The 23058-nt window shown below is 64.8% G+C and carries 22 protein-coding genes; 10 read left to right on the forward strand and 12 right to left on the reverse strand.

The window, feature by feature from the left end; all coding sequences use genetic code 11:
• Window positions 1–61 precede the first annotated feature (61 nt).
• Genes mksB through mksF form a run of 3 tightly spaced genes read left to right on the forward strand, consistent with a single transcriptional unit; the run spans window position 62 to window position 4876 of the window.
• Entirely contained in the window at window positions 62–1351 is a 1290-nt protein-coding gene (gene mksB, locus NJG22_RS00930; protein WP_217850297.1) for an Mks condensin complex protein MksB, read from the forward strand.
• Window positions 1341–2048 (forward strand): Mks condensin complex protein MksE, encoded by a 708-nt coding sequence (gene mksE, locus NJG22_RS00935; protein ID WP_217850305.1) that lies wholly within the window; start codon window positions 1341–1343, stop codon window positions 2046–2048. The genes mksB and mksE overlap by 11 nt, the downstream gene beginning before the upstream one ends.
• On the forward strand, window positions 2045–4876 hold the full coding sequence (gene mksF, locus NJG22_RS00940) for an Mks condensin complex protein MksF (RefSeq protein WP_253091810.1): 2832 nt from the start codon (window positions 2045–2047) through the stop codon (window positions 4874–4876). Before mksE ends, mksF begins: the two co-directional genes overlap by 4 nt.
• Window positions 4877–5011: 135 nt before the next feature.
• Here the strand turns inward: mksF and NJG22_RS00945 are convergent, their stop codons facing one another.
• The 5 genes from NJG22_RS00945 to rplU form a co-directional block, all read right to left on the reverse strand.
• Window positions 5012–5473: a CreA family protein gene (locus NJG22_RS00945; protein ID WP_253091812.1), complete on the reverse strand. Its 462-nt coding sequence runs from the start codon at window positions 5471–5473 to the stop codon at window positions 5012–5014.
• A gap of 5 nt (window positions 5474–5478) precedes the next feature.
• A complete protein-coding gene (gene proB / locus NJG22_RS00950) occupies window positions 5479–6597 on the reverse strand; it encodes a glutamate 5-kinase (RefSeq protein WP_253091814.1) in 1119 nt (372 codons plus the stop codon).
• Between the two features lie 262 nt (window positions 6598–6859).
• Complete coding sequence (gene cgtA, locus NJG22_RS00955; protein ID WP_253091816.1) at window positions 6860–8083, reverse strand: Obg family GTPase CgtA; 1224 nt, start codon at window positions 8081–8083, stop codon at window positions 6860–6862.
• Window positions 8084–8271: 188 nt separating this feature from the next.
• Window positions 8272–8529 carry a 50S ribosomal protein L27 gene (rpmA, locus tag NJG22_RS00960; protein ID WP_003247464.1) on the reverse strand — a complete coding sequence of 86 codons (258 nt, stop codon included), beginning with the start codon at window positions 8527–8529 and terminating at the stop codon, window positions 8272–8274.
• Between the two features lie 37 nt (window positions 8530–8566).
• Complete coding sequence (gene rplU, locus NJG22_RS00965) at window positions 8567–8881, reverse strand: 50S ribosomal protein L21 (protein ID WP_003247466.1); 315 nt, start codon at window positions 8879–8881, stop codon at window positions 8567–8569.
• Between the two features lie 245 nt (window positions 8882–9126).
• On the opposite strand from rplU, the gene NJG22_RS00970 reads away from it, so the two are divergent.
• The 3 genes from NJG22_RS00970 (at window position 9127) to NJG22_RS00980 (ending at window position 11019) form a co-directional block, all read left to right on the forward strand.
• The gene (locus NJG22_RS00970; RefSeq protein WP_217850312.1) at window positions 9127–10095 is read left to right on the forward strand and encodes a polyprenyl synthetase family protein; all 969 of its coding nucleotides are present in this window, start codon (window positions 9127–9129) and stop codon (window positions 10093–10095) included.
• A gap of 185 nt (window positions 10096–10280) precedes the next feature.
• A complete protein-coding gene (locus tag NJG22_RS00975; RefSeq protein ID WP_134693613.1) occupies window positions 10281–10622 on the forward strand; it encodes a zinc ribbon domain-containing protein YjdM in 342 nt (113 codons plus the stop codon).
• Between the two features lie 151 nt (window positions 10623–10773).
• Window positions 10774–11019, forward strand: coding sequence for a hypothetical protein (locus NJG22_RS00980; RefSeq protein ID WP_038707330.1), 246 nt, complete (start codon window positions 10774–10776; stop codon window positions 11017–11019).
• Window positions 11020–11095: 76 nt separating this feature from the next.
• Here NJG22_RS00980 and NJG22_RS00985 read toward each other — a convergent pair whose 3' ends face one another.
• The 5 genes from NJG22_RS00985 to NJG22_RS01005 all read right to left on the reverse strand — a co-directional run bounded on the left by NJG22_RS00985 (window position 11096) and on the right by NJG22_RS01005 (window position 15813).
• Window positions 11096–11713, reverse strand: coding sequence for an FKBP-type peptidyl-prolyl cis-trans isomerase (locus NJG22_RS00985; RefSeq protein WP_253091818.1), 618 nt, complete (start codon window positions 11711–11713; stop codon window positions 11096–11098).
• Between the two features lie 86 nt (window positions 11714–11799).
• Entirely contained in the window at window positions 11800–12105 is a 306-nt protein-coding gene (locus NJG22_RS00990; RefSeq protein ID WP_253091820.1) for a DUF6482 family protein, read from the reverse strand.
• A 102-nt stretch (window positions 12106–12207) separates the two neighbouring features.
• Window positions 12208–12696: a TIGR00645 family protein gene (locus NJG22_RS00995; RefSeq protein ID WP_253091822.1), complete on the reverse strand. Its 489-nt coding sequence runs from the start codon at window positions 12694–12696 to the stop codon at window positions 12208–12210.
• Between the two features lie 176 nt (window positions 12697–12872).
• Window positions 12873–13211: a hypothetical protein gene (locus NJG22_RS01000; RefSeq protein ID WP_253091823.1), complete on the reverse strand. Its 339-nt coding sequence runs from the start codon at window positions 13209–13211 to the stop codon at window positions 12873–12875.
• A 163-nt stretch (window positions 13212–13374) separates the two neighbouring features.
• On the reverse strand, window positions 13375–15813 hold the full coding sequence (locus NJG22_RS01005) for an AAA family ATPase (RefSeq protein ID WP_253091825.1): 2439 nt from the start codon (window positions 15811–15813) through the stop codon (window positions 13375–13377).
• Window positions 15814–16067: 254 nt separating this feature from the next.
• On the opposite strand from NJG22_RS01005, the gene NJG22_RS01010 reads away from it, so the two are divergent.
• The 4 genes from NJG22_RS01010 to NJG22_RS01025 all read left to right on the forward strand — a co-directional run bounded on the left by NJG22_RS01010 (window position 16068) and on the right by NJG22_RS01025 (window position 19707).
• Entirely contained in the window at window positions 16068–16556 is a 489-nt protein-coding gene (locus NJG22_RS01010; protein ID WP_253091827.1) for a DUF3015 domain-containing protein, read from the forward strand.
• Window positions 16557–16633: 77 nt separating this feature from the next.
• The gene (locus tag NJG22_RS01015; protein ID WP_253091829.1) at window positions 16634–18487 is read left to right on the forward strand and encodes a DUF4105 domain-containing protein; all 1854 of its coding nucleotides are present in this window, start codon (window positions 16634–16636) and stop codon (window positions 18485–18487) included.
• Window positions 18488–18784: 297 nt separating this feature from the next.
• Window positions 18785–19141, forward strand: coding sequence for a hypothetical protein (locus NJG22_RS01020; protein ID WP_217850323.1), 357 nt, complete (start codon window positions 18785–18787; stop codon window positions 19139–19141).
• Between the two features lie 68 nt (window positions 19142–19209).
• On the forward strand, window positions 19210–19707 hold the full coding sequence (locus tag NJG22_RS01025; protein WP_253091831.1) for a GreA/GreB family elongation factor: 498 nt from the start codon (window positions 19210–19212) through the stop codon (window positions 19705–19707).
• A 40-nt stretch (window positions 19708–19747) separates the two neighbouring features.
• On the opposite strand, the gene gdhA is transcribed toward NJG22_RS01025, so the two are convergent.
• Together gdhA and ettA are read right to left on the reverse strand one after the other, a co-directional pair.
• Window positions 19748–21088 carry an NADP-specific glutamate dehydrogenase gene (gene gdhA, locus NJG22_RS01030; RefSeq protein ID WP_253091833.1) on the reverse strand — a complete coding sequence of 447 codons (1341 nt, stop codon included), beginning with the start codon at window positions 21086–21088 and terminating at the stop codon, window positions 19748–19750.
• Between the two features lie 287 nt (window positions 21089–21375).
• Window positions 21376–23043 (reverse strand): energy-dependent translational throttle protein EttA, encoded by a 1668-nt coding sequence (gene ettA, locus NJG22_RS01035; protein ID WP_253091835.1) that lies wholly within the window; start codon window positions 23041–23043, stop codon window positions 21376–21378.
• Window positions 23044–23058 lie beyond the last annotated feature (15 nt).

Here is a 23058-nt window from a genome sequence, read left to right on the forward strand (position 1 = left end):
AATCCTCCCCCCTGGATGCAGTACAATCGCCCCTTTTATTTGGCAACGAGTCGACCCGCCAATGATCGAACCCAAGCGCGTCCTGCGCGCCCTAGCCGAACACTGGGCCTTGATCGAGCCGCTGTGCGAGCGCTTCGACCAGGGCACCCTGAGCCTGGTCGAGCTGCGCCAGCAGCTGGCCCGCCAGCAGGTGGAAAGCACCCCGCAGGACATCACCCAGCTGCTCGACGTATGGATCCGCCTGGACATCCTGGTCCCGGTGGCCAAGAGCCCGAACCGCTTCGAGCTCAACGCGCAGATCCACGACTTCCTCGCCTACCTGCGCCGTGAGCACCGCCTGGGCCTGTGCCTGGAGATCGAGGCCTACCTGCGCCACCTGGAACGCCTGGCCGGGCATATCCAGGATGCCTTCGACAACCGCGACAGCGACGACCTGGCGCGCCAGCTGCGCCTGCTCGACATGCGCGTGCGCGACGTGCTGAAGAAGCTCGACAACGACGAGCAGGCCCTGCAGGCCGTGGCCGAGCGGGCCAAGACCAGCAACCGGCAGATCCCCCTGCGCCAGCGCTACGCCGAGGTTTTGGCGACCTGGGACGAATACGTCGAACCGATGATCCAGCTGGTCAACGCCGACGGTGCGTTCGAACAGGGCGTGCGCAAGGTCGAGACCGTGCTGCTGCGCCTGCTGGGCGAGCAGGCGCGCCTGGGCCACCTGGTCGACGACGACATGCTGCTGCGTACCCACGCGCGGATCCTCGAAATGCAGACCAGCGCCCAGCTGACCCTGCGCCATGCCCGCGAGCTGCTGCTGCCGCTGCGCGAGGAAGCCCGCCGGCACAACGCGGTGACCCGCGGCGCCGCGCTGGCCCTGTCGGTGATTCGCAAGAAAGGCATCGACGCCGTGCCGCAAGCGGCCATGCCGATGTTCACCCGCCCACAAAGCACCTTCCTCGGCAGCGCCAGCCAGGTCGAGGCCTACGTCTACGCCCTGGCCCGCTTCGAGCCCAAGCCGGCGCGCTTCCCCAAGGCGCACAAGACCCACAAGGGCCCGATCCCGCGCGCGCCGCGCACGGTCAAGGAAATGCTCGAGCGCTGCGAAGACGCCCTGCCGCTGCCGGACCTGATGGTCTGGCTGCTGGAGCAGGAGCCCGAGGGCGCCACCGACGAGCTGCTGTACTGGTTCTCGCGCCTGTCGCGAGAAAAGCGCTTCAGCCGCCAGCGCCTCGACCGCCAGCAATACACCACCCGCGAACACCTGGTCAGCCTGCGCTCCTTCGCCCTGACGTCCAGCCGCGCAAACCCGCCGGCCACCACGACCGAATCCACCGCGAGCCCCACCCATGCATCTTGATCTTTCCGAACTGTCCCAGCTCGCGCCGATCTTCCGCGAGCTGTTCAAGGGCTTCCACGTCAGCCGCCGCGACCCGGAGCTATACGCCCAGCTGTCGAACTTCCAGGACCAGTACCGCACCCTGTTCAAGGCCCTGGGCTTCGAGCTGGTGTGCGACACCCGCGGCTTCTACTACTTCGTCCCCGAGCAGGCCGCCGCGCAGGTGAACAAGACCGCCCAGCGCCTGTCGCTGTTCACCTTCATCCTGGTCGAGCACCTTGCCGACCAGGGCCGCGACCCGATGGTGGTGCTCGATGGCGGCAGCATCGGCCGCGACGAGCTGCCTTCGCTGCTGGACAAGTACCGCGACCTGTTCCTGCAGGCCGAGGTGCAGACCGTCGAGGAGCTGGAAGAAAAGATCCTGCGACGCATGACCCAGCTCGGCTTCGCCCACGAGGAAGGCGGCATCTACCGCTTCCTGCCACCGATGCACCGTTTCCTCGACGTGTGCCTGTCGGTGCAGCAGGACCGCGACCTGGCCGCCACCCTGCACAGCGACCTGCCGCTGCCGGTGCCGGTGCTGGTGGTGGAAGAGACGCCCGAAGAACTCAACCGCACCGACGACCCGCTCGACCTCACGCCGTTTGCTGGTGAGGAAAGCGAAGAGGATGCCCTGGCCCGGGCGATCCGCGAAGAGCAACAGGAGATTGACGCATGAGCCAGGAACGCTACGGCATCCGCCGCTTCGCACTGCTCAACACCGCCGGCTACAGCCTGGGCCTGTTCCCCCTGGAACACCCGCTGTCGGTCTATGGCGCCAACAACCTGGGTAAATCGGCGTCGATCAACGCCCTGCAGTTCCCGATCCTGGCGCGCATGTCCGACATGAGCTTCGGCAAGTACAGCCTGGAGCAGTCGCGGCGCTTCTACTTCGCCAGCGACACCAGCTACATCCTCTGCGAACTGAACCTGCCCCACGGCCCCCACGTGATCGGCGTGGTCGGCCGCGGCCCAGGTGGCGGCTTCGGCCACCAGTTCTTCGCCTACCAAGGCGAGCTGGACCTGGCCCACTACCAAAAAGACGACACCTGCCTGCGCCAGAAGGAGCTGTTCACCAACCTCGAGCGTCATGGCCTTAAAGCCTACGAGCTCAAGCCGGACGAACTGCGCCGGCTGCTGGTCGGTGGCCACACCTCGGTGCCGCTGGACCTGACCCTGATCCCGCTGCGCTCGACCAGCGAGCAGAGCCTGAAGACCTTCCGCGCGCTGTTCATCAACCTGCTGCACATGCGCGAGATCACCGCCGCCAAGCTCAAGCAGCTGTTCCTCGACGCCTTCGAGCACAGCCTGCGCTCGGGCAGCGTCGACTACATCGCCGCCTGTGAAGAGGCCTTCCGCGACGTGCGCCGCATGGAGGGCGACTACAACGCCCTGGTGGCCGCAGGCCCGCTGGTCGAGGCCCTGGCCGGCGGCGTGGCCCAGCGCGACATCCTGCGCGGCAAGCTGCACCGCATCTCGCCATTGCTCGACAACCTGCTGGGCACTTGGCAGGAATACGCCATGGCGCGCAAGGAAGAACTGACCATCCAGGCCGAGCACTACCGTGGCGAGCAGGACCGCCTGCAGAACGACCAGCGCGGCGGCACCCAGGAGCTGATGCGCCTGGAGCGGGAAATCACCGGCATCCAGCGCTGGCTGGGCGAGCTGTCAGTGCTCAAGCACCGCTTCGCCCTGGTCGACGACGTCAAGGTCCTGGAGCAGCAGCTGCTGGCGGCCAAGGACGCCCACGACGAACTGGCCGGCGCCCTGGCCCAGTCGCGGCAGTTCTCGGCAGAAGACCTCGACGAGCGCGTGCGCGACCTCGAGAAACGCGTCAAGGCGGTCAAGCAGCAGCTCGACCACGCCGACAACAACAGCTATGCGCGCCTGCGCGAGGAGTTCTCGCAGCAGGACGTCGACCGCCTGATGCGCCTGTTCAACGGCGCGCTGTTCAGCCTGCCGCTGGGTGAGCGCGGCATCGAGCTGGACGACAGCGATGTCTGGGTGAAAACCCTCGAAGGCGTGCTCGATCGCTTCAAGGGCGAACGCTTCGAAGTGCCGGGCCTGTCCATCGACATCTCGCACATCGACCCGCCCGCACTGCAGGCGCTGGCTGACCGCGCCGCCCTGCGCGACCAGAAAGAGCGCCTGGAAAAGGAGCTCAAGCAGCTCAAGACCCAGCAGGCCGTGGCCCTCGACCGCGCCGCCAGCAAGGCCCAGACCGAAGCCCTGTACCAGCAGGTGCTGGATGCGCAGAAGGCCCTGGAAGACTACCGCCGCACCGAGACCCTCAGCGCCGAAGAGCCGGAGAAGCTGGAGCAACTGGGCCAGCTGGAAGCCGCCCAGGACGAGCTCAAGCGCTCCAGCGACGCCTTCACCGAGCGCGTCCAGCAGCTGTCGGCCAAGCTGCAACTGGTGGGCCGGCAAATCGCCGACCTGGAAGCCAAGCAGCGCACCCTGGAAGACGCCCTGCGTCGTCGCCAGCTGCTGCCGGCCGACCTGCCGTTCGGCACGCCGTTCATGGAAGCCATCGATGACTCCATGGACAACCTGCTGCCCCTGCTCAACGACTACCAGGACAGCTGGCAGGCCTTGCAGCGCGTGGACAACCAGATCGAGGCGCTGTACGCCCAGGTGCGCCTGAAAGGCGTGGCCAAGTTCGACAGCGAAGACGACATGGAGCGCCGCCTGCAACTGCTGATCAACGCCTACTCGCACCGCACCGAGGAAGCGCTGACCCTGGCCAAGGCCCGCCGCGCGGCGGTCACCGACATCGCCCGGACCCTGCGCAACATCCGCAGCGACTACGACAGCCTCGAGCACCAGCTGGCCCTGTTCAACCGCGAGATCAACAAGCGCCAGGTGTCCAACCTGGAGAGCTTCCGCGTGGTGCTGGCGCCGAACAAGGAAGCGCTCAAGCACATCGACCAGATCATCCACAGCGCCGGCCAGTACGAGGAAGGCGAAACGCTTTCGGTGTTCGACCTCACGCAAAGCGCCGAGCAGGATCACAAGAACGAAGAGGCCAAGGAGTACCTGGCGCGGCTGGTGGCGGCCAACCACAACCAGCTGGGCCTGAAGGACCTGTTCGAACTGGCCTTCGAGATCACCAAGATCAACGGCCAGCCGGTGATCCATGCCGACATCGACGGCGCGGCGTCCAACGGCACCACCATGACCATCAAGGCGCTGACCAACATGTACCTGTTGCTGCACCTGATGGACCGCGACCTGGCCGGGCGCATTCGCCTGCCTTACTACCTGGACGAGGCGGCGGACATCGACGAACGCAACCAGGCCGCGTTGCTCGAGACCAGCCAGCAGCTGGGCTTCGTGCCGATTCTGGCGAGCGTGAAGCCGCAGGTGTCGGCACGGGTGGCGATTGACCTGGAAGGCGGTAGCGGGCCGAACGGCATCTACATCGACGAGGCGGACTGGAAGTACATCAGCCGTCGCGACGAGGTCAAAGCCATCGTGCGCGAGGATGAGGCCGAGGAACTGGCCTGACACCTGTGTACTGGGGCCGCGTTGCGGCCCTATCGCGACACAAGGCCGCTCCTACAGGGTTTATGCGTACCCCTTGTAGGAGCGGCCTTGTGTCGCGAAAGGAGGCCAAAGGCCTCCCGGCGATCTACCAGGCTATCAGTGAGCCCATGGCAGGATCGGAATCGCAGTCACCGCATTCTGCGGGCTGCCTTCGATCATGCGGTCGCTATACACCAGATACACCAGGGTATTGCGCTTCTTGTCGAGAAAACGCACCACCTGCATGGTCTTGAACACCAGCGAGGTGCGCTCCTTGAACACCTCCTCGCCATCCTTGAGCTCACCCTTGAAGTGGATCGGCCCGACCTGACGGCAGGCGATCGACGCCTCGGCACGGTCCTCGGCCAAGCCCAAGCCCCCTTTCAAGCCACCGGTCTTGGCCCGCGACAGGTAGCAGGTCACGCCATCGACCTTCGGGTCGTCGAACGCCTCGACGACGATACGGTCATTCGGCCCGACGAACTTGAACACGGTGGACACCTGGCCGATCTCCTCGGCCCCGGCCAGCATCGGCAGCGCCAGCGCGGCGGCGGCAATCAATCCTTTAAACACTTGCATCTCCTTCAGACCAACACCAGGTTGTCGCGGTGCACCAGCTCAGGCTCGGCGCTGTAGCCCAGCAGGCCCTCGATGGCGTCGGACGGCTGGCCGATGATCTTCTGCGCCTCCAGGGCGCTGTAGTTGGCCAGGCCGCGGGCCACTTCCAGGCCGTCGGGGCCGACGCAGACCACCATCTCGCCACGACGGAAGCTGCCCTGCACGGTTTTCACGCCCACCGGCAGCAGGCTCTTGTGCGATTCGCGCAGCGCCTTCACGGCGCCGTCGTCGAGCACCAGGGTGCCACGGGTTTGCAGGTGCCCGGCCAGCCACTGCTTGCGCGCGGCGAGCATGCCGCGCTCGGGCGACAGCAGGGTGCCCAGGCGCTCGCCAGCCTTCAGGCGATCCAGCACGCGCTCGATGCGTCCGCCGATGATGATGGTGTGGGCACCGGAACGGGCGGCCAGGCGCGCGGCGCGCAGCTTGGTCTGCATGCCACCACGGCCCAGGGCGCCACCGGTGCCACCGGCCACGGCATCCAGCGCCGGGTCGTCGGCGCGGGCCTCGTAGATCAGCTGGGCTTCGGGGTTGTTGCGCGGGTCGGCGTCGAACATGCCGTCGCGGTCGGTGAGGATCACCAGCAGGTCGGCCTCCACCAGGTTGGCCACCAGCGCCGCCAGGGTATCGTTGTCGCCGAAGCGGATCTCGTCGGTGACTACCGTGTCGTTCTCGTTGATCACCGGCACCACGCCCAGGTCGACCAGGGTGCGCAAGGTGCTGCGGGCGTTGAGGTAGCGCTTGCGGTCGGAGAGGTCGTCATGGGTCAGGAGGATCTGCGCGGTGTGCTTGCCGTGCTCGCCGAAGCTCGACTCCCAGGCCTGCACCAGGCGCATCTGGCCGATCGAGGCCGCGGCCTGCAGCTCGTTCATCGCACTCGGTCGCGAGGTCCAGCCCAGCTGGCTCATGCCCGCCGCGACGGCCCCGGAGGAGACCAGCACCAGTTCCACGCCCGCTTCACGCAGGGCCACCATCTGCTCGACCCAGACCGCCATCGCGCCGCGGTCGAGGCCCTTGCCATCGGCGGTCAGCAGCGCGCTGCCGATCTTCACGACCCAGCGCTTGGCGCCCGTCACCTTGCTTCGCATCTTCTCTTCCAACCTATGTCGAATCTGTAGATACCTTGGATACAAAAACGCCGCTCGTTCGGACGTTATGCTCACTTGGAATCAGTGGGTCGACTGGGGGCGCTTTGCGCCCCTTTCGCGACACAAGGCCGCTCCCACAGGTCAGAGAGTGGGAGCGGCCTTGTGTCGCGAAAGGGCTGCAAGGCAGCCCCAGCAGCATCACCGGTAAATCAAGTGAAGTGCATAACGTCCGAACGAGCGGCGTTTAGTGTACTGCAACCGATCAGTCGCGCACGTAAATGATTTCCGGGCCGTCTTCGTCGTCCTCGAAATCATCCCAGTCGTCATCGTCGCCGATGTCGTGCACGCTCTTGACGCCGGTGCGGCGCAGGGTGCGGGCGTCGTCCAGGGCCTGCAGCTGGGCACGGGCCTCGTCCTCGATGCGCTGGTCCAGCTCGGCCAGCTCGGCGGCGTAGGCCGGGTCGTTGGCCAGGCGGTCGGCGCGGTCCTCGAGGTAACGCATCAGGTCGTGGCTGAGCTGCTCGGTGCCCTGCTTGGCGATGGCCGAGATCACGTACACCGGGCCTTCCCAGTTCAGGCGCTCGACCACTTCCTTGACGCGCGCGTCCTTCTCGTCGTCCATGATCATGTCGGCTTTGTTCAGCACCAGCCAGCGCTCACGATCGACCAGCGCCGGGCTGAACTGCGCCAGCTCGTTGATGATGATCTCGGCGGCATCGGCCGGGCTGCTGCCGTCTAGCGGCGCCAGGTCGACCAGGTGCAGCAGCACGCGGGTACGGGCCAGGTGCTTGAGGAAGCGGATACCCAGGCCGGCGCCTTCGGAGGCGCCTTCGATCAGGCCGGGGATGTCGGCGATGACGAAGCTCTTCCAGCGGTCGACGCTGACCACGCCCAGGTTCGGCACCAGGGTGGTGAACGGGTAGTCGGCGACTTTCGGCTTGGCGGCAGAAACCGAGCGAATGAAGGTGCTCTTGCCGGCGTTCGGCAGGCCCAGCAGGCCGACGTCGGCCAGGACCTTCATTTCCATCTTCAGGTCGCGCTGGTCACCCGGCTTGCCTGGGGTGGTCTGGCGCGGCGCACGGTTGGTGCTCGACTTGAAACGGGTGTTGCCCAGGCCGTGCCAGCCGCCCTGGGCGACCATCAGCTTCTGGCCAGGGGTGATCAGGTCACCGATGACTTCCTGGGTCGAGGCGTCGATCACGGTGGTGCCGACCGGCACGCGCAGGAACAGGTCCTCGCCCTTCTTGCCGGTGCAGTCGGTGCTGCCGCCGTTCTGGCCGCGCTGGGCTTCGTGGTGGCGGGTGTAGCGATAGTCGACGAGGGTGTTGAGGTTCTCGTCGGCCACCATGTACACCGAGCCGCCATCGCCACCGTCGCCGCCGTTGGGGCCGCCGTTCTCGATGAATTTCTCGCGGCGGAAGCTCATGCAACCGTTGCCGCCATCACCGGCTTTTACCCGGATCGATACTTCGTCTACAAACTTCATTCAAAACCGCCTCTCGTCGGGTGACGAGTCGAAAACCAGAAAAACCTGAGGCTCTTGCAAAGATGAGCGCGGCGGCCCCGTACGAACCAGAAACCAACGCCGGCAGCCCATTCAAACAGCTTTGCAAGAGGCTCACCACAAACGAAAAAGCCCCGTCGCATGACGGGGCTTCTGGAGCGACGTCGCGATTAAGCGGCGACGATGCTCACGTAACGGCGCATGAACTCGCCTTTCTTCTCGAACTTGATCACGCCTTCGATCTTGGCGAACAAGGTGTGGTCCTTGCCCATGCCAACACCGTAGCCGGCGTGGAATTCGGTGCCGCGCTGGCGGACGATGATGTTGCCTGGCTTGATAACCTGGCCGCCATACATCTTCACGCCAAGGCGTTTCGATTCTGAGTCGCGACCGTTACGAGTACTACCACCAGCCTTCTTGTGAGCCATGGTTCAATTCTCCAATAAATTCAGGGGATCGGGGCGATTAAGCCTGGATACCGGTGATTTTGATTTCGGTGAACCACTGGCGGTGGCCCATGCGCTTCATGTGGTGCTTACGACGACGGAACTTGATGATGCGAACCTTGTCGTGGCGGCCTTGGGAAACGACTTCGGCCACTACTTTAGCGCCAGCAACCACTGGAGCACCGATGGTGACTTCTTCACCGTTGGCGACCAGCAGAACGCGATCGAAGGTCACGGATTCGCCAGTGGCGACTTCCAGTTTTTCGATCTTGAGGAATTCACCTTCAGCGACTTTGTACTGCTTGCCGCCGGTAACGATTACTGCGTAAGACATTTTGAATCTCCGATAATCCTGCTCACCCAGCGCTTTATATGATGAGTATTGGCTGGCATGGCTGCACAAGGCTGGAACGGCCCGGTGCAATTGCGTAAGGCAGGTGCTGCCCAGGAAAGTTAGGGTGCGCGATTGTACGCAACCCAAGAAATGCTTGCAAGTGCCGGCCCCGGGCCACGGCCAGCGCGCCTTGACACACCGGTACCCGCGACCTAGCATGCCGCGCAACCTCAATGGAGCAGCCGATGCAACCCCAATCTTTCTACCGCGCGGTAGCTGACGATTTCAGCGCCGTCGACGAGATCATCAAGAAGCAGCTGACCTCGCGCGTGCCGCTGGTATCGAAGATCGGCGACTATATCACGTCCGCCGGCGGCAAGCGCCTGCGCCCGCTGCTGGTGCTGCTGTGCGGCAAGGCCCTGGGTCGCGAAGGCGACGACCTGCGCCTGCTGGCGGCGACCATCGAGTTCCTGCACACCGCCACCCTGCTGCATGACGACGTGGTCGACATGTCCGGCATGCGCCGTGGCCGCTCCACCGCCAACGCCCTGTGGGGCAACGCGCCGAGCGTGCTGGTGGGCGACTTCCTGTACTCGCGCTCGTTCGAGATGATGGTCGAGCTGGGCTCGATGCCGGTCATGCAGATCCTTTCCAAGGCCACCCGGGTGATCGCCGAGGGCGAAGTGCTGCAGCTGTCGCGGGTACGCGACGCCAGCACCACCGAAGAGGTGTACATGGACGTCATCCGCGGCAAGACCGCGATGCTGTTCGAGGCCTCGACCCACAGCGCCGCGGCGCTGGCCGGCGCCAGCGACGAGCAGCGCGAGGCCCTGCGCACCTTCGGCGACCACCTGGGCGTGGCCTTCCAGCTGGTCGACGACCTGCTGGACTACAAGGGCGACTCCGAGACCCTGGGCAAGAACGTCGGCGACGACCTGGCCGAAGGCAAGCCGACCCTGCCGCTGATCTACACCATGCGCGAAGGCACCGCCGAGCAAGCCGCGCTGGTACGCCAGGCCATCCAGAAAGGCGGCCTCGAGGACCTCGAGCAGATCCGCGTCGCCGTCGAGGCCTCCGGCGCCCTGGACTACACCGCGCAAATGGCCCGCGACTACGTCGCCCGCGCCATCGCCTGCCTGGAAGTGCTGCCGGCCAGCGAGTACCGGGATGCGCTGGTCGAGCTGAGCGAATTTGCCGTAGCACGCACGCACTAGAACGAATCGCGCCGCCTTCTTCGCGGGTAAACCCGCTCCTACAGGTACTCCACTGCTGTTGAAAGCATGGTCTGCCTGTAGGAGCAGGTTTACCCGCGAATGCTTTTGCACAGGCAAAGCACATTTCCCAGGCAAAACCTTATACAATGTGCGCCTTTGTTCGTCTGTACTTGAAAGGAAAAGCCGTGAGCACTCTGCCACCCTGCCCCAAATGCAACTCCGAATACACCTATGAGGATGGCACCCAGCTGATCTGCCCCGAATGCGCCCACGAGTGGTCGGCCAACGGCGAAGCCGAAGCCGCCAGCGACGACGTGGTGAAGAAGGATTCGGTCGGCAACATCCTCCAGGACGGCGACACCGTCACCGTGATCAAGGACCTCAAGGTCAAGGGCTCGTCCCTGGTGGTCAAGGTCGGCACCAAGGTCAAGAACATCCGCCTGTGCGATGGCGACCACGACATCGACTGCAAGATCGACGGCATCGGCGCGATGAAGCTGAAGTCGGAATTCGTGCGCAAGGTCTGATCCCCTGCCCCTCGGGGCTGCCCAGCGGGCGGCCCTGACAGATCCTGCAACAGGATCGGCTGCACCCTTGGGAAGAAATCTTCCAATAGTCTCTTGCTATTTTGATAATAAGAATTATTCTCATTGGAAACGTTATCCAAGGAGAGTAGCCATGACTTATCTGATCGACGCCTGGCTCGACCGCCCCCACCCCTACCTGCGCATCCTGCACCGCGAGACCGGCGAGGTCTGTGCCGTGCTCGAGGAAGACGCGCTCGACGAACTGCGCGACCAGGGCGACCTGGACCTGATGGGGCTCAACTCCAGTGAACCGGGGGTGCTCAAGGAGCTGGTGCGCAATCTGTTTCTGTTCTGCTATGCGCGGGCATTGCGCCCGGGGGGAACCGATTGGAACTGAAGAAGCTTCGCCGGCAAGCCGGCTCCTACGGGACGCATGGGCGATCTGCAGGAGCCGGCTTGCCGGCGAACGGGCATTACAGAACGTCGAGCAGCTCGACGTCGAACACCAGGGTGCTGTGCGGCGGGATGCTACCAACGCCCTGGGCGCCGTAGGCCAGCTCGCTCGGCACGTACAGGCGCCACTTGCTGCCGGCGTTCATCAGCTGCAGGGCCTCGGTCCAACCGGCGATCACGCCGCCGACCGGGAATTCGGCAGGCTGGCCGCGCTCGTAGGAGCTGTCGAACACGGTGCCGTCGATCAGGGTGCCGTGGTAGTGGGTCCGCACGTTGTCTTCGCGGGACGGCTTGGCGCCTTCGCCTGCGCTCAGCACTTCGTACTGCAGGCCCGAGGCCAGGGTGACGATGCCTTCGCGCTTGGCGTTCTCGACCAGGAATTCCTTGCCGGCGGCAGCGGCGGCTTCGGCCTTGGCAGCGGCTTCGGCCTGCATCACTTCGCGGATCACCTTGAAGGCGGCCGACAGGTCTTCTTCGCTGACGCGGCTGTCGGCGCCATTGAAGGCGTCGGTCAGGCCGGCAACGATGGCGTTCAGGTTGACGCCCGGTGGCGGGTTGTCACGCAGCTGGCCGCCCAGCTGGCGGCCGATGCCGTAGCTGACGCGGGATTCGTCGGTGGACAGGGTGAGTTCGGACATTGGCTTGCTCCACGTAAGGGCGCACTGCATCCGCGCCCTTGTTGAAAAGGGCGAGCAGCCTAGCACACTGGCGCCGCGCGAAGCAGCTACCAGGCCGAACGCTGGGAAATCGGGAGCTTGAGGTCTTCTTCCGGGTGCACGCCAAGGCCGCACATCTCGTCCTGCACGGACCAGTGCACCAGGTTCATCGATAGCAAGGGAAGCGATTGCAGAAGCTGCCGCGCATCCTCCACCGAATGCACCCGCAGGCGCTGGCCACGGGTGTCGTCCAGGGGCTGGGCGCGGCCCTTGACCCGGGCCTCGAGCAGGTAATCGCCGCCTTCGATGGCGATCAGGTTCAGTTCGTCGACATGGCCAGCCCTGGCCTCGGTGTTGAGCTGATGCAGGTTCATGGCGCACCTCGCTGCGGAAACCACGCATGAGTGCTCATTTTTTGTACGACAACGGCGAAAGCACAAGCTGCCGCCGGTCAGAAAGATCGCCGGGCAAACGGATCAGTGCTTGGTGATGCGATCCAGGTAACCCATGACGAACGCCGAGATGACGAAGGTCATGTGGATGATCACGTACCACATCAGGTACTCGGTGGAAATGTTCTGCGCATCCATGAACACCCGCAGCAGGTGGATCGAGGAAATGGCCACGATCGAGGCGGCGACCTTCATCTTCAGCGACGAGGAATCCATCTTGCCCAGCCAGTTGAGCTTTTCCTTGCTCTCGTCGATGTCCAGCTGCGAGACGAAGTTCTCGTAGCCGGAGATCATCACCATCACCAGCAGGCCGCCAACCAGCGACATGTCGATCAGCGACAGGATCACCAGGATCAGGTCGGCTTCGGCGAGGTTGAAGACGTTGGGCAGGACATGGATGATTTCCTGGAAGAACTTCAGGGCCAATGCCAGCAGCCCCAGCGAGAGGCCGAAATAGATGGGGGCGAGCAGCCAGCGCGAGGCATACATCGCGTTTTCGAGGATACGTTCCATGGACAGTGAGGGACTCATGAGGTGACTGGAAAAGCGAGGGCGAGTATAGCCAGCCACCTGTGTCAGCAAAAGCCTAGGGTCGTTTCGCGATACACCTGCAGGAGCCAGCCTTGCTGGCGAACCGGGGCCGCAGAGGTTCGCCAGCAAGGCTGGCTCCTGCAAAGCAAGCAACATGATCAGGTTTCCGGATGGAACTGGTAATCCCCCAGATTGCGGCAACGCTCGCCGTTGATCCGGCGCAGTTGCGCCTGCAGGTGCAGGCACCAGATCTGCGGATCTTCGGCAACCTGGTAACCATGCAGGGTGAGGCTGTCGACAATGGCGTTCATCACCGACTCGGCCACCATCGGCCCATGGAACGGGCCCTGGGCCTTGATGGCCGAGGGTTGTTCGCCGGCCATGCCGGCGGCGAACAGCAAGGTCCACAGGCCAGTGTCGCCAGCCAGCGGACGAATGGAGCATTCGATGCGGGTCACCAGGCCCAGGCACTGGCGGGTGAGGCTGAGGTTGCGCATGGCGGCGTCCCCTCTGTAAAGCCTTGTTCAGCCTGAAACCATCAGGCTGTTTCCATCCTGAACCCTGACAACGTCCTTAAGTTCCACTGTAGCCGACCTGCGGAAAAAGTTAGAAAACCGGCGCTGAACGGTAGCACTTCGCCGCCAGCGCCGGTTTATTGACTCAAGCCGGCTTGGCCTGGGCCACCATCTCTTCCAGCCGTTCCTTTTCGGCCTCCTTGATCTCTTCCTCGCTGATCATCTCGGCGATCTCGCGCAAGCGCTCGACCACCCGCGCATTGACGCTGCCCTCGGCGAACTGGCCCTTGTCGTCCAGCGCGCCGGCCTCCTCGCCCACCAGCAGGCTCAAGGCCTCGTCGGCCTGGCTGACCGCATACACATGGAACTGCCCAGCCTCGACCGCTTGCAGCACGCGCTCGTCGAGCATCAGCGTGGCGACGTTGGCGCGCGGGATGATCACCCCCTGCTCGCCAGTCAGGCCACGGGCGTCGCACAGGCGGAAGAAGCCCTCGATCTTCTCGTTGACCCCACCCACCGCCTGTACTTCACCGAACTGGTTGATCGAGCCGGTGATGGCAAAGCACTGCTTGAGCGGCGTGCGCGACAAGGCCGAGATCAGCGTGCAGGCCTCACCCAGCGAGGCGCTGTCGCCATCGACATAACCGTAGGATTGCTCCAGGGCGATGCTCGCCGAAATCGCCAGGGGGAATTCCTGGGCATAGCGGCTGCCCAGGTAGCCGGTGAGGATCATCACCCCCTTGGAGTGAATCGGCTGGCCCAGGTTGACCTCGCGCTCGATGTCGACGATACCGCTGCCGCCGGGGTAGACGGTGGCCGAGATGCGCGCCGGCATGCCGAACGCCGAGTCGCCGACCTCCAGCACGGTCAGGCCGTTGCACTTGCCGATCGCCGCGCCCTCGGTGTCGATCAGGATGATCCCGGCAAGCATGTCGTCGAGCACCCGCTGCGAGACCCGCCCGGTGCGCGTGGCCTTGGCCTTGAGCGCGCGCTCGATGTGCCCGGCGTCGGTCATCGCCTCGTTGGCCAGCTGGCGGATGAAGTCGGCCTCGCTGACCAGTTGGAACAAGTCGCCGATGCGCGCCGACAGCCGCGACTGGTTCTCGGCCAGGCGCGCGCTGTAGGTGGCCAGGCGCGCCACCGCGTCGCTGGTCAGCGGCGCCATGCCTTCCTCGTTGGTACGGGTGCGCAGCAACTGGGCGAACTGCTCTAGGTTCTCGTCGACCATGGGCATGTCTTCGTCGAAGTCGACCAGCACCCGGAACATTTCCTGGAAGTCCGAATCGTGGTCTTGCAGCGCGTAGTACAGCTGGCGCGAACCGATGATGATCAGCTTGACGCTGAGCGGGATCATCTGCGGCGTCAGGCTCACGCTGGCGACCCGGCCCAGCTCGCCGAGCGGCGACTCCATTTTCAGCTTGCGCGACTGCAGGGCGCGCTTGAGCGCGTCCCAGACGAACGGCTCGCCGAGCATCTTCTCGGCTTCCAGGATCAGGAAGCCGCCGTTGGCACGGTGCAGCGCGCCCGGGCGCAACTGGCGGTAGGAGGTGTACAGCGCGCCCTGGTCGGTGCTGTATTCGATGCGCCCGAACAAGTTGTCGTAGGTCGGGTGCGGCTCGAACACCACCGGCGCGCCGCCATTGCCGCAGTGGCCGACCACAAGGCTGGGGGCGTACTGCTCCTCGAGCATCTTGCGCGCCACGGCGTCGGTCTTGGCGTCGTCGACCAGTTGCTCGACCACGGTGCGCAGCAGGTTCAGCTGCACCGATTGCAGGTAGGCGCATACCGCGGCGTTTTCCGCGTACTTTTCCGACAACGGCGCCAGCAGCGGCTGCAAGGCCAGGGTGATGGTCTCTTCGTTGAGCTGACGCAGTTGGTTGTTCGACTCGCGTTTCCACTGCGGCAGGCTCGACAGCTCCTCGTTGAGGCGCTCCTCGAGTTCGGCGATGTCCTCATGGAAGCGCTCGCGCACGTCCTCGGGCAGTTGGGCGAACTCGGCCTCGTCCAGGGCCTTGCCGTCGGCCATGGGGGTGAAGGCGACGTTGCTGCTGTCGCGGTACAGGGCCACGTCCTTTTCCAGCGAGGCACGCTCGATCACATCCAGGGCGCGGTCGTAGCGCTGGTTGAAGGCACGGTCGATGGCGCTTTTCTTCTGCTGGTACGAGGGGTGTTCGAACACCGCCGGGAAGGTCGCCAGCAGGTTGTCGATCAGCCCGCCCATGTCGCTGATGAAGGCGTGCGCGCTGCCGGCCGGCAGCTCCAGGGCACGCGGCTCGCGGGAATCCTCGAAATTGTTGACGTACAGCCAGTCGGCCGGGGTCTGCTGACGCTTGCCCTCGGCCTTCAGGTAGCGCTTGACGAACGAGAAGCGCCCCGTGCCGGGCTCGCCCATGACGTACACGTTGTAACCGGGGCGCGGCATGGCCACGCCGAACTGCAGGGCCTCGACCGCACGCTCCTGGCCCAGGACACCACGAAACGGCTCCAGATCGTCGGTATTGGAAAAAGCGAACTGCTCGGGGGAGAAACGCCGGGTCAGGGCTTCGGGCGCGAGACGCAGGCGCGAGGCGACAGGATCGGGCATTGGGTTTCCTTACTTCGGCGGGGCGGATGAAAGGCATTCTGGCGCTGCCAGCGCCTAGCGGCAAGGCTGCGCGAGACTTTATGTCGCAGGCCGGCAGCGCGCCGTGGCCATGCAATTTTTCGCAATAAACAACGCAACCTTTGGATCGTGCCTAAACTCCAAGCTGCGCGGGGGGATGCAAATCCCCCTGTCCTGGCAACCGCGTTGCCAGAACCCTGACCATTGGTATGACACTTGAGAAAGAGAACGACGCTATGAAACGGATTCTTCTGGGTACTCTGTTCGCCGCTGTCTCGATCAACGCCATGGCCGAATCGCCAGGCGGCCCGAACTGCGGCTGGGGCAACCTGCTGTTCGAGGGCCAGCGCGGCACCCCGGCCCACTTCCTGGCTTCCACCACCAACGGCACCTCCGGCAACGCAACCTTCGGCATGACCTCGGGCACCAACGGCTGCTCGACCAAGGCCGCACTCACTTATGGCGGCAAGTCCTGGTTCGCCATGAACGGCATGATGAACGAGCTCTCCGAAGACATGGCCCAGGGCCAGGGCGAAGCCCTGACCACCTATGCCGTGGTCCTCGGCGTGGCCCCTGAAGACCGCGCGCACTTCGCCGCCGTCACCCACGAGCACTTCCAGCAGATCTTCAGCAGCGCCGACGTGACTGCCGAAACTGTCCACAGCAACACCCTGGCCGTGCTCAAGGGCGACCCGCAACTGGCCAAGTACGCCACCGAGGCTTGAGTCTCACGCCTCCCGCCCCGGCCTCGGGGCGGGTTTGGCGCTTACCTTCCGGCATCATCAGGATGTAGTTGCCCGACATGCTCAAACGCCTCGCTCCCCTGGCGCTCCTGTTCAGCGCCGCGCTGCACGCCGCACCCCAGATCGATTCGGCCCGTGTCCAGCAACTGGCGGCCACGCCCTACTGGATCGCCCTGGGCCACTACGAGACCGCCAAGCTGGGCGGCTGGCGCAGTTACGTCGATGACCCGCGCTTCTTCCTTGCCGAGGACGGCGCCCATCATCCCGCGCAGGAATTGCAAGCCACGGTCGCCGCGCTGTACGCCCCGGCGAGCCTGGGCGACCAGCATGCCCAGTGCGTGTTCCCGGCGCGCACCCGCTGGCTGCGCGAGCAGCTGGCGCTCAGCGACCTGCCGCGCCCGGCCTGCCAGGAGTTCAACACCTGGTACCACTCGATCGACCCGCACAGCGCGGCGTTGATCTTCCCGGCCGCCTACCTCAACAGCCCCTCGTCGATGTTCGGCCACACCCTGCTGCGCATCGACCAGTCCAGCACCCAGCGCAACGACACCACGCTGCTGAGCTACGCGATCAACTTCGGCGCCTACATCGAAGGCAGCGACAACAGCATTCTCTACGCCTGGAAAGGCCTGATGGGCGGCTACCCCGGGCTGTTCGCGATGATGCCCTACCAGGAAAAACTGTCCGAGTACCGCAGCCTGGAAAACCGCGACCTGTGGGAGTACCAGCTGGACCTGACCCCGGAGGAGACCGGGCGCATGGTCGAGCACGTGTGGGAGCTCAAGCAGATCAAGTTCGATTATTTCTTCTTCGACGAGAACTGCTCCTACCGCCTGCTGGAGCTGCTGCAGGTGGCACGCCCGAGCCTGGACCTGACCTCGCAGTTCCCGCTGACCGCCATCCCCACCGACACGGTCAAGGCGGTGAAACAGTCTGGCCTGGTCGCCGACGTGCGCTACCGGCCATCGCGCGAGCGCGAACTGCTGGCCCGCGCCGAGCCGCTTGCGCCTGGCGAAAAACAGCAGGTGCTGGCCATCGGCCGCGACACCGCCTACCTGCAAGACCCCGCCTTCACCGCCCTGCCGCGCGAACGCCAGGCCCTGGTGCAGGACGCCGCCTACCGCCTGGAGCGTTACCGCGCCAATGGCCAGGAACGCGACCCGGCCCAGGCCGGGCGCAGCTATGACCTGCTCAGGGCGATCAACCGCAACCCGCCGCCACCGTTGCAGATCGAGCGCCCCGGCCTGCCCGAGGACGGCCACCAGTCGCGCACCTGGCAACTGGGGGTAGGCAGCCGCGAAGACCGCGCCTACGCCGAATACGGCCTGCGCATGGCCTATCACGACCTCAACGACAACCTGTACGGTTTCCCCTTGGGCGCGCAGATCGAGATCCTCCAGCTCAAGCTGCGCCAGTACGAAGGCAACGACTGGCAGGTGCAGCGCCTGGACCTGGCCACCATCCGCTCGCTGACGCCACGCAACGCCCTGCTCAAGCCCTGGTCGTGGCAGGTCGCCGGGGGCCTGGAACGGGTACCGGGCAAGCATGACGACGAGGTGCTGGTCAGCCAGGTCAACGGCGGCGCCGGCGGCACCTGGCAACTGGGCGACGAGCTGCTGGGCTTCGCCCTGGGCACGCTGCGCATCGAGCACCACAACGACTTCGCCGAGTTCGTCGCGCCCGCTGCCGGGTTCAACGGCGGACTGCTGTGGCGCAACCCACTGGGCAACCTGACGCTGGAGGCCAAGGGCGACTACTTCAGCAATGGCGAGGTACGCCGCAGCCTGAGCCTGAACCAGCAGTGGGAAATCAGCCGGGACCTGGGGCTGCGCTTGAGCGCATCGCGACAGTTCAGTCATCTGGCCACGGCGCAGAACGAGGTGACGCTGGAGTTGAAGTGGTATCACTACTGAGGGCCCATCGCCGGCAAGCCGGCTCCTACAGGTACAGCACAGGCCAGAAGCAAATGCGCTACCTGTGGGAGCGGCCTGGTGTCGCGATGGGCTGCGCAGCAGCCCCCACGATTTTGCATGATGCCGAGATCCTGGGGCCGCTGCGCGCCCCATCGCGACACAAGGCCGCTCCCACAGGGATAGCGTCAGCTTCACAAGCTGCATCTGTGACCCAACCGACTCTTTGACACTGTTTTGACACCTCCCCGACAAACCGCCACCTAGACTTTGCTGCATTACTCTCGAGGTCTTGTGGTCATGTCGCGGTATTGGCTGGGCTTGTGCTTCACGTTGTTGCTGGCCGGGTGTGAAACCACCCACCAACAGATGGTCCAGCAGGGCTACCCACCCGCCTACGCCGACGGCTTCGACGACGGCTGCAGCAGCGGCCGCCAGGCCGCCGGGCTGATGGTCGGCGAGTTTCGCAAGAACGTGCCGCGCTACCTGCACGAGGCTCAGTACGAAACCGGCTGGGACGACGGCTTTCGCCAGTGCCACGCCATGCAGAGCAACCAGGACACCCGCCAGTACCGCGAGCGTTACTGGGACGAGCGCGACCGCGACTGGCAACGCGAGAAAGACCAGGGCGCCGCCCGCGCCTACCGGCCGAATTGACGTCGCAAACAGACAACCGTTGAAACCCGCTACCTGCCACCATGGTCTCCAGCACAAGGAGGCCCGCCATGAGCCGAGCATTCGTCAACGAAGACCAGGCCGCCGCCCAGGCCGACCAACCGGTGGAACGGCGAGTCAGCGACCAGCCCAACTACGTCACCGCCAGCGGCCTGGCCCAGTTGCAGCAGCGGCTGACCACGCTCAATGGTTTGCGCCGCCAGTTGCAGGCCGAGGGCGAACACGGCGACCTGCAGCGCCTGGCCGATACCGAGCGCGACCTGCGCTATTTCACCGCCCGGGTGCAGAGCGCCCAGGTGGTGCCCACGGCCACGTCCACCACCCAGGTGCAGATTGGCAGCCGGGTGCGCTTTGTCGATGAGGATGACCAGCAACACCTGGTGCAACTGGTGGGCGAGGACCAGGCCGATGCCGCGCAGGGGCTGATCAACTGGGGCTCGCCGCTGGGGCGGGCGCTGCTGGGTGCCGGGCCTGGGGATGAAGTGCTGTGGCGACGGCCGGCGGGGGATCAACTGATCGAGATTGTTGCAATCGAGGTTGAGGGTTGAAGGCCATGGGGCTGCTTTGCAGCCCCATGGCGGTCCAGCGTCAGACCACGCCCTGGGCCAGCATGGCATCGGCGACTTTCACAAAGCCCGCAATGTTGGCGCCTTTCACATAGTTGACGCGCCCATCGGCCTCTTCGCCGTAATGCACGCAGGCATGGTGGATCGACTGCATGATGTTGTGCAGCTTGCTGTCCACTTCACCGGCCGTCCACAGCAGGCGCATGGCGTTCTGCGACATCTCCAGGCCCGACACGGCCACGCCGCCGGCGTTGGACGCCTTGCCCGGCGCGTAGAGAATGCCGGCCTCGAGGAAGATATCCACAGCCTCCAGGGTGGTCGGCATGTTGGCGCCTTCGGCCACGCAGATGCAGCCATTGCGCAGCAGGGTGCGGGCGTCCTCGGCGTTCAGCTCGTTCTGGGTGGCGCATGGCAGGGCGATGTCGCAAGGCAGCGACCACGGCGTCTGGCCCGGGCGGAACTCCAGGCCGAACTGCCCGGCCAACTCGCTGATGCGGCCACGCTTGACGTTCTTCAGCGCCATCAGCGCCTCCCACTGGGCATCGTTGAGCCCGGCTTCGCAGAACAGCGTACCCTCGGAGTCGGACAGCGAAATCACCTTGCCGCCCAGGTCCATGACCTTGCGCGCGGCGTACTGGGCCACGTTGCCGGAGCCAGAGATGGCCACGCGCCGACCATCGATGCGTTGCCCCTGGCGCTTGAGCATCTCCTCGGCGAAGTACACGCAGCCGTAGCCGGTGGCTTCCGGACGGATCAGGCTGCCGCCGTAGCTCATGCCCTTGCCGGTCAGGACCGAGGTGAACTGGTTGGCCAGGCGCTTGTACTGGCCGAACAGGAAGCCGATCTCGCGGGCACCGACGCCGATGTCACCGGCCGGCACGTCGAGGTCGGCGCCAATGTGGCGGTACAGCTCGCTCATGAACGCCTGGCAGAAACGCATCACCTCGGCATCGCTCTTGCCCTTCGGATCGAAGTCCGAACCGCCCTTGCCGCCGCCCATGGGCAGCGAGGTCAGGGAGTTCTTGAACACCTGCTCGAAGGCCAGGAACTTGAGCACGCCCAGGTTCACCGACGGGTGGAAGCGCAGGCCGCCCTTGTACGGGCCAATGGCGCTGCTCATCTGGATGCGGTAGCCGCGGTTGACCTGGACCTTGCCCTGGTCATCGACCCACGACACACGGAACAGCACCGCGCGCTCGGGCTCGACCATGCGTTCGAGGATGCCGGCTTGAAGGTAGTGGGGGTTTTGCTCGAGGAACGGCCACAGGCTGCGCAGCACTTCTTCCACGGCCTGGTGGAATTCGGGCTGGGCCGGGTCGCGCTGTTGCAGGCGGGCCAGGAAGGCGTCGACAGATTCGATCATGGTAGACATCTCACCAAGAGGGATTGTTTTTGGTTTTTTCAGGAATGTACCAAGAACCAATCGCACTGGAACAGGGCGAAATGTCGTTTTTATGAAATTATTTGGTGCAATTTATATAAGTGTATACAGGATCAATGCCGGGACCGTGGTAGCGGGCTTGCCCCGCGATTGCCTGAACGCGAACCAGCGCGGGGCAAGCCCGCTACCACGCAAACAAAAACAAACAGCTTATTCCAGGCACAAAAATGGGGCCCCTGAGGGCCCCATCCTTGTGCAGCGAAAACCGGTTACTGGGCCAGTTTCTTGTGACGCACACGGTGCGGCTGGGCAGCGGCATCGCCCAGGCGCTTCTTGCGGTCGGCTTCGTACTCGGTGTAGTTGCCCTCGAAGAACACCACGCTCGAATCGTCCTCGTAGGCCAGGATATGCGTGGCCACACGGTCCAGGAACCAACGGTCGTGGGAAATCACGATGGCGGCGCCGGGGAAGTCCAGCAGGGCTTCTTCCAGCGAACGCAGGGTTTCGACGTCAAGGTCGTTGGACGGTTCGTCGAGCAGCAGGACGTTGCCGCCCTCTTTCAGGGTCAGGGCCAGGTGCAGGCGGCCACGCTCACCACCGGAGAGGTCCTTGACGAACTTCTGCTGGTCCCCGCCCTTGAAGTTGAAGCGCCCGACGTAGGTGCGCGACGGGATCTCGTAGCTGCCGATGCGAATCTGGTCGGAGCCATCGGAAATCTGCTGGAACACGGTCTTGCTGCCGTCCAGGTCCTCGCGGCTCTGGTCGACGCAGGCCAGTTGCACGGTTTCGCCGATCTCGATGCTGCCCGAGTCCGGTTGCTCCTTGCCCATCAGCATGCGGAACAGGGTCGACTTACCGGCACCGTTACCGCCGATCACACCGACGATGGCGCCCTTGGGCATGGCGAACGACAGGTTGTCGATCAGCACGCGATCGCCGTAGCCCTTGGTGACGTTCTTGAACTCGATGACCTTGTCGCCCAGGCGCGGACCTGCCGGGATGTAGATCTCGTTGGTCTCGCTGCGCTTCTGGAATTCCTGCGACTGCATTTCTTCGAAACGCTGCAGACGGGCCTTGGATTTGGACTGGCGGGCCTTGGCGCCTTTGCGCACCCACTCCAGTTCCTCCTTCATGGCCTTCTCGTGGGCGCTCTGCTGCTTGGACTCCTGCGCCAGACGCTCCGACTTGGCCTCCAGCCAGCCCGAGTAGTTGCCTTCGTACGGGATGCCCGCGCCGCGGTCCAGCTCGAGGATCCAGCCGGCGACGTTGTCGAGGAAATAACGGTCGTGGGTGATCGCCACCACGGTGCCCGGGAAGTCGTGCAGGAAGCGCTCCAGCCAGGCCACCGAGTCGGCGTCCAGGTGGTTGGTCGGTTCGTCCAGCAGCAGCATGTCGGGGGCCGACAGCAGCAGGCGGCACAGCGCCACGCGGCGCTTCTCGCCACCGGACAGGTGCTCGATCTTCGCCTCCCAGGCCGGCAGGCGCAGGGCGTCGGCGGCGACGTCCAGCTGGCGCTCGAGGTTGTGGCCGTCGGCGGCCTGCAGGATCGCCTCGAGCTTGGCCTGCTCGGCGGCCAGCTTGTCGAAGTCGGCATCGGGATCGGCGTAGGCGGCGTAGACCTCGTCCAGGCGGGCCTGGGCGTCCTTGATCACGCTGACCGCTTCCTCGACCACTTCACGCACGGTCTTGCTCGGGTCCAGCTGCGGCTCCTGGGGCAGGTAGCCGACGTTGATGTCGGGCATCGGACGGGCTTCGCCGTCGAATTCCTTGTCGACGCCCGCCATGATCCGCAGCAGGGTCGATTTACCCGCGCCGTTCAGGCCCAGCACGCCGATCTTGGCGCCGGGGAAGAACGACAGGGAAATATTCTTGAGAATTTCCCGCTTCGGCGGCACGACCTTGCTCAGCCGATGCATGGTGTAGACGTATTGAGCCAAAACCAAGCCCTCTAA

It is taken from the genome of Pseudomonas sp. VA159-2, assembly GCF_024126635.1.
GTDB lineage: Bacteria > Pseudomonadota > Gammaproteobacteria > Pseudomonadales > Pseudomonadaceae > Aquipseudomonas > Aquipseudomonas muyukensis.

Excerpts from the sequence above, each read along its gene's own strand:
- NJG22_RS00970 (WP_217850312.1), top strand. The coding sequence starts at position 9,127 with ATGCAACCCCAATCTTTCTACCGCGCGGTAGCTGACGATTTCAGCGCC.
- NJG22_RS00990 (WP_253091820.1), bottom strand. The coding sequence starts at position 12,105 with ATGAACCTGCATCAGCTCAACACCGAGGCCAGGGCTGGCCATGTCGAC.
- NJG22_RS01020 (WP_217850323.1), top strand. The coding sequence starts at position 18,785 with ATGTCGCGGTATTGGCTGGGCTTGTGCTTCACGTTGTTGCTGGCCGGG.
- NJG22_RS00980 (WP_038707330.1), top strand. The coding sequence starts at position 10,774 with ATGACTTATCTGATCGACGCCTGGCTCGACCGCCCCCACCCCTACCTG.
- proB (WP_253091814.1), bottom strand. The coding sequence starts at position 6,597 with ATGCGAAGCAAGGTGACGGGCGCCAAGCGCTGGGTCGTGAAGATCGGC.
- NJG22_RS01005 (WP_253091825.1), bottom strand. The coding sequence starts at position 15,813 with ATGCCCGATCCTGTCGCCTCGCGCCTGCGTCTCGCGCCCGAAGCCCTG.
- rpmA (WP_003247464.1), bottom strand. The coding sequence starts at position 8,529 with ATGGCTCACAAGAAGGCTGGTGGTAGTACTCGTAACGGTCGCGACTCA.
- NJG22_RS01010 (WP_253091827.1), top strand. The coding sequence starts at position 16,068 with ATGAAACGGATTCTTCTGGGTACTCTGTTCGCCGCTGTCTCGATCAAC.
- NJG22_RS01015 (WP_253091829.1), top strand. The coding sequence starts at position 16,634 with ATGCTCAAACGCCTCGCTCCCCTGGCGCTCCTGTTCAGCGCCGCGCTG.
- mksB (WP_217850297.1), top strand. The coding sequence starts at position 62 with ATGATCGAACCCAAGCGCGTCCTGCGCGCCCTAGCCGAACACTGGGCC.
- gdhA (WP_253091833.1), bottom strand. The coding sequence starts at position 21,088 with ATGATCGAATCTGTCGACGCCTTCCTGGCCCGCCTGCAACAGCGCGAC.
- cgtA (WP_253091816.1), bottom strand. The coding sequence starts at position 8,083 with ATGAAGTTTGTAGACGAAGTATCGATCCGGGTAAAAGCCGGTGATGGC.
- NJG22_RS00945 (WP_253091812.1), bottom strand. The coding sequence starts at position 5,473 with ATGCAAGTGTTTAAAGGATTGATTGCCGCCGCCGCGCTGGCGCTGCCG.
- mksF (WP_253091810.1), top strand. The coding sequence starts at position 2,045 with ATGAGCCAGGAACGCTACGGCATCCGCCGCTTCGCACTGCTCAACACC.
- NJG22_RS00985 (WP_253091818.1), bottom strand. The coding sequence starts at position 11,713 with ATGTCCGAACTCACCCTGTCCACCGACGAATCCCGCGTCAGCTACGGC.
- rplU (WP_003247466.1), bottom strand. The coding sequence starts at position 8,881 with ATGTCTTACGCAGTAATCGTTACCGGCGGCAAGCAGTACAAAGTCGCT.
- mksE (WP_217850305.1), top strand. The coding sequence starts at position 1,341 with ATGCATCTTGATCTTTCCGAACTGTCCCAGCTCGCGCCGATCTTCCGC.
- NJG22_RS01025 (WP_253091831.1), top strand. The coding sequence starts at position 19,210 with ATGAGCCGAGCATTCGTCAACGAAGACCAGGCCGCCGCCCAGGCCGAC.
- NJG22_RS00995 (WP_253091822.1), bottom strand. The coding sequence starts at position 12,696 with ATGGAACGTATCCTCGAAAACGCGATGTATGCCTCGCGCTGGCTGCTC.
- NJG22_RS01000 (WP_253091823.1), bottom strand. The coding sequence starts at position 13,211 with ATGCGCAACCTCAGCCTCACCCGCCAGTGCCTGGGCCTGGTGACCCGC.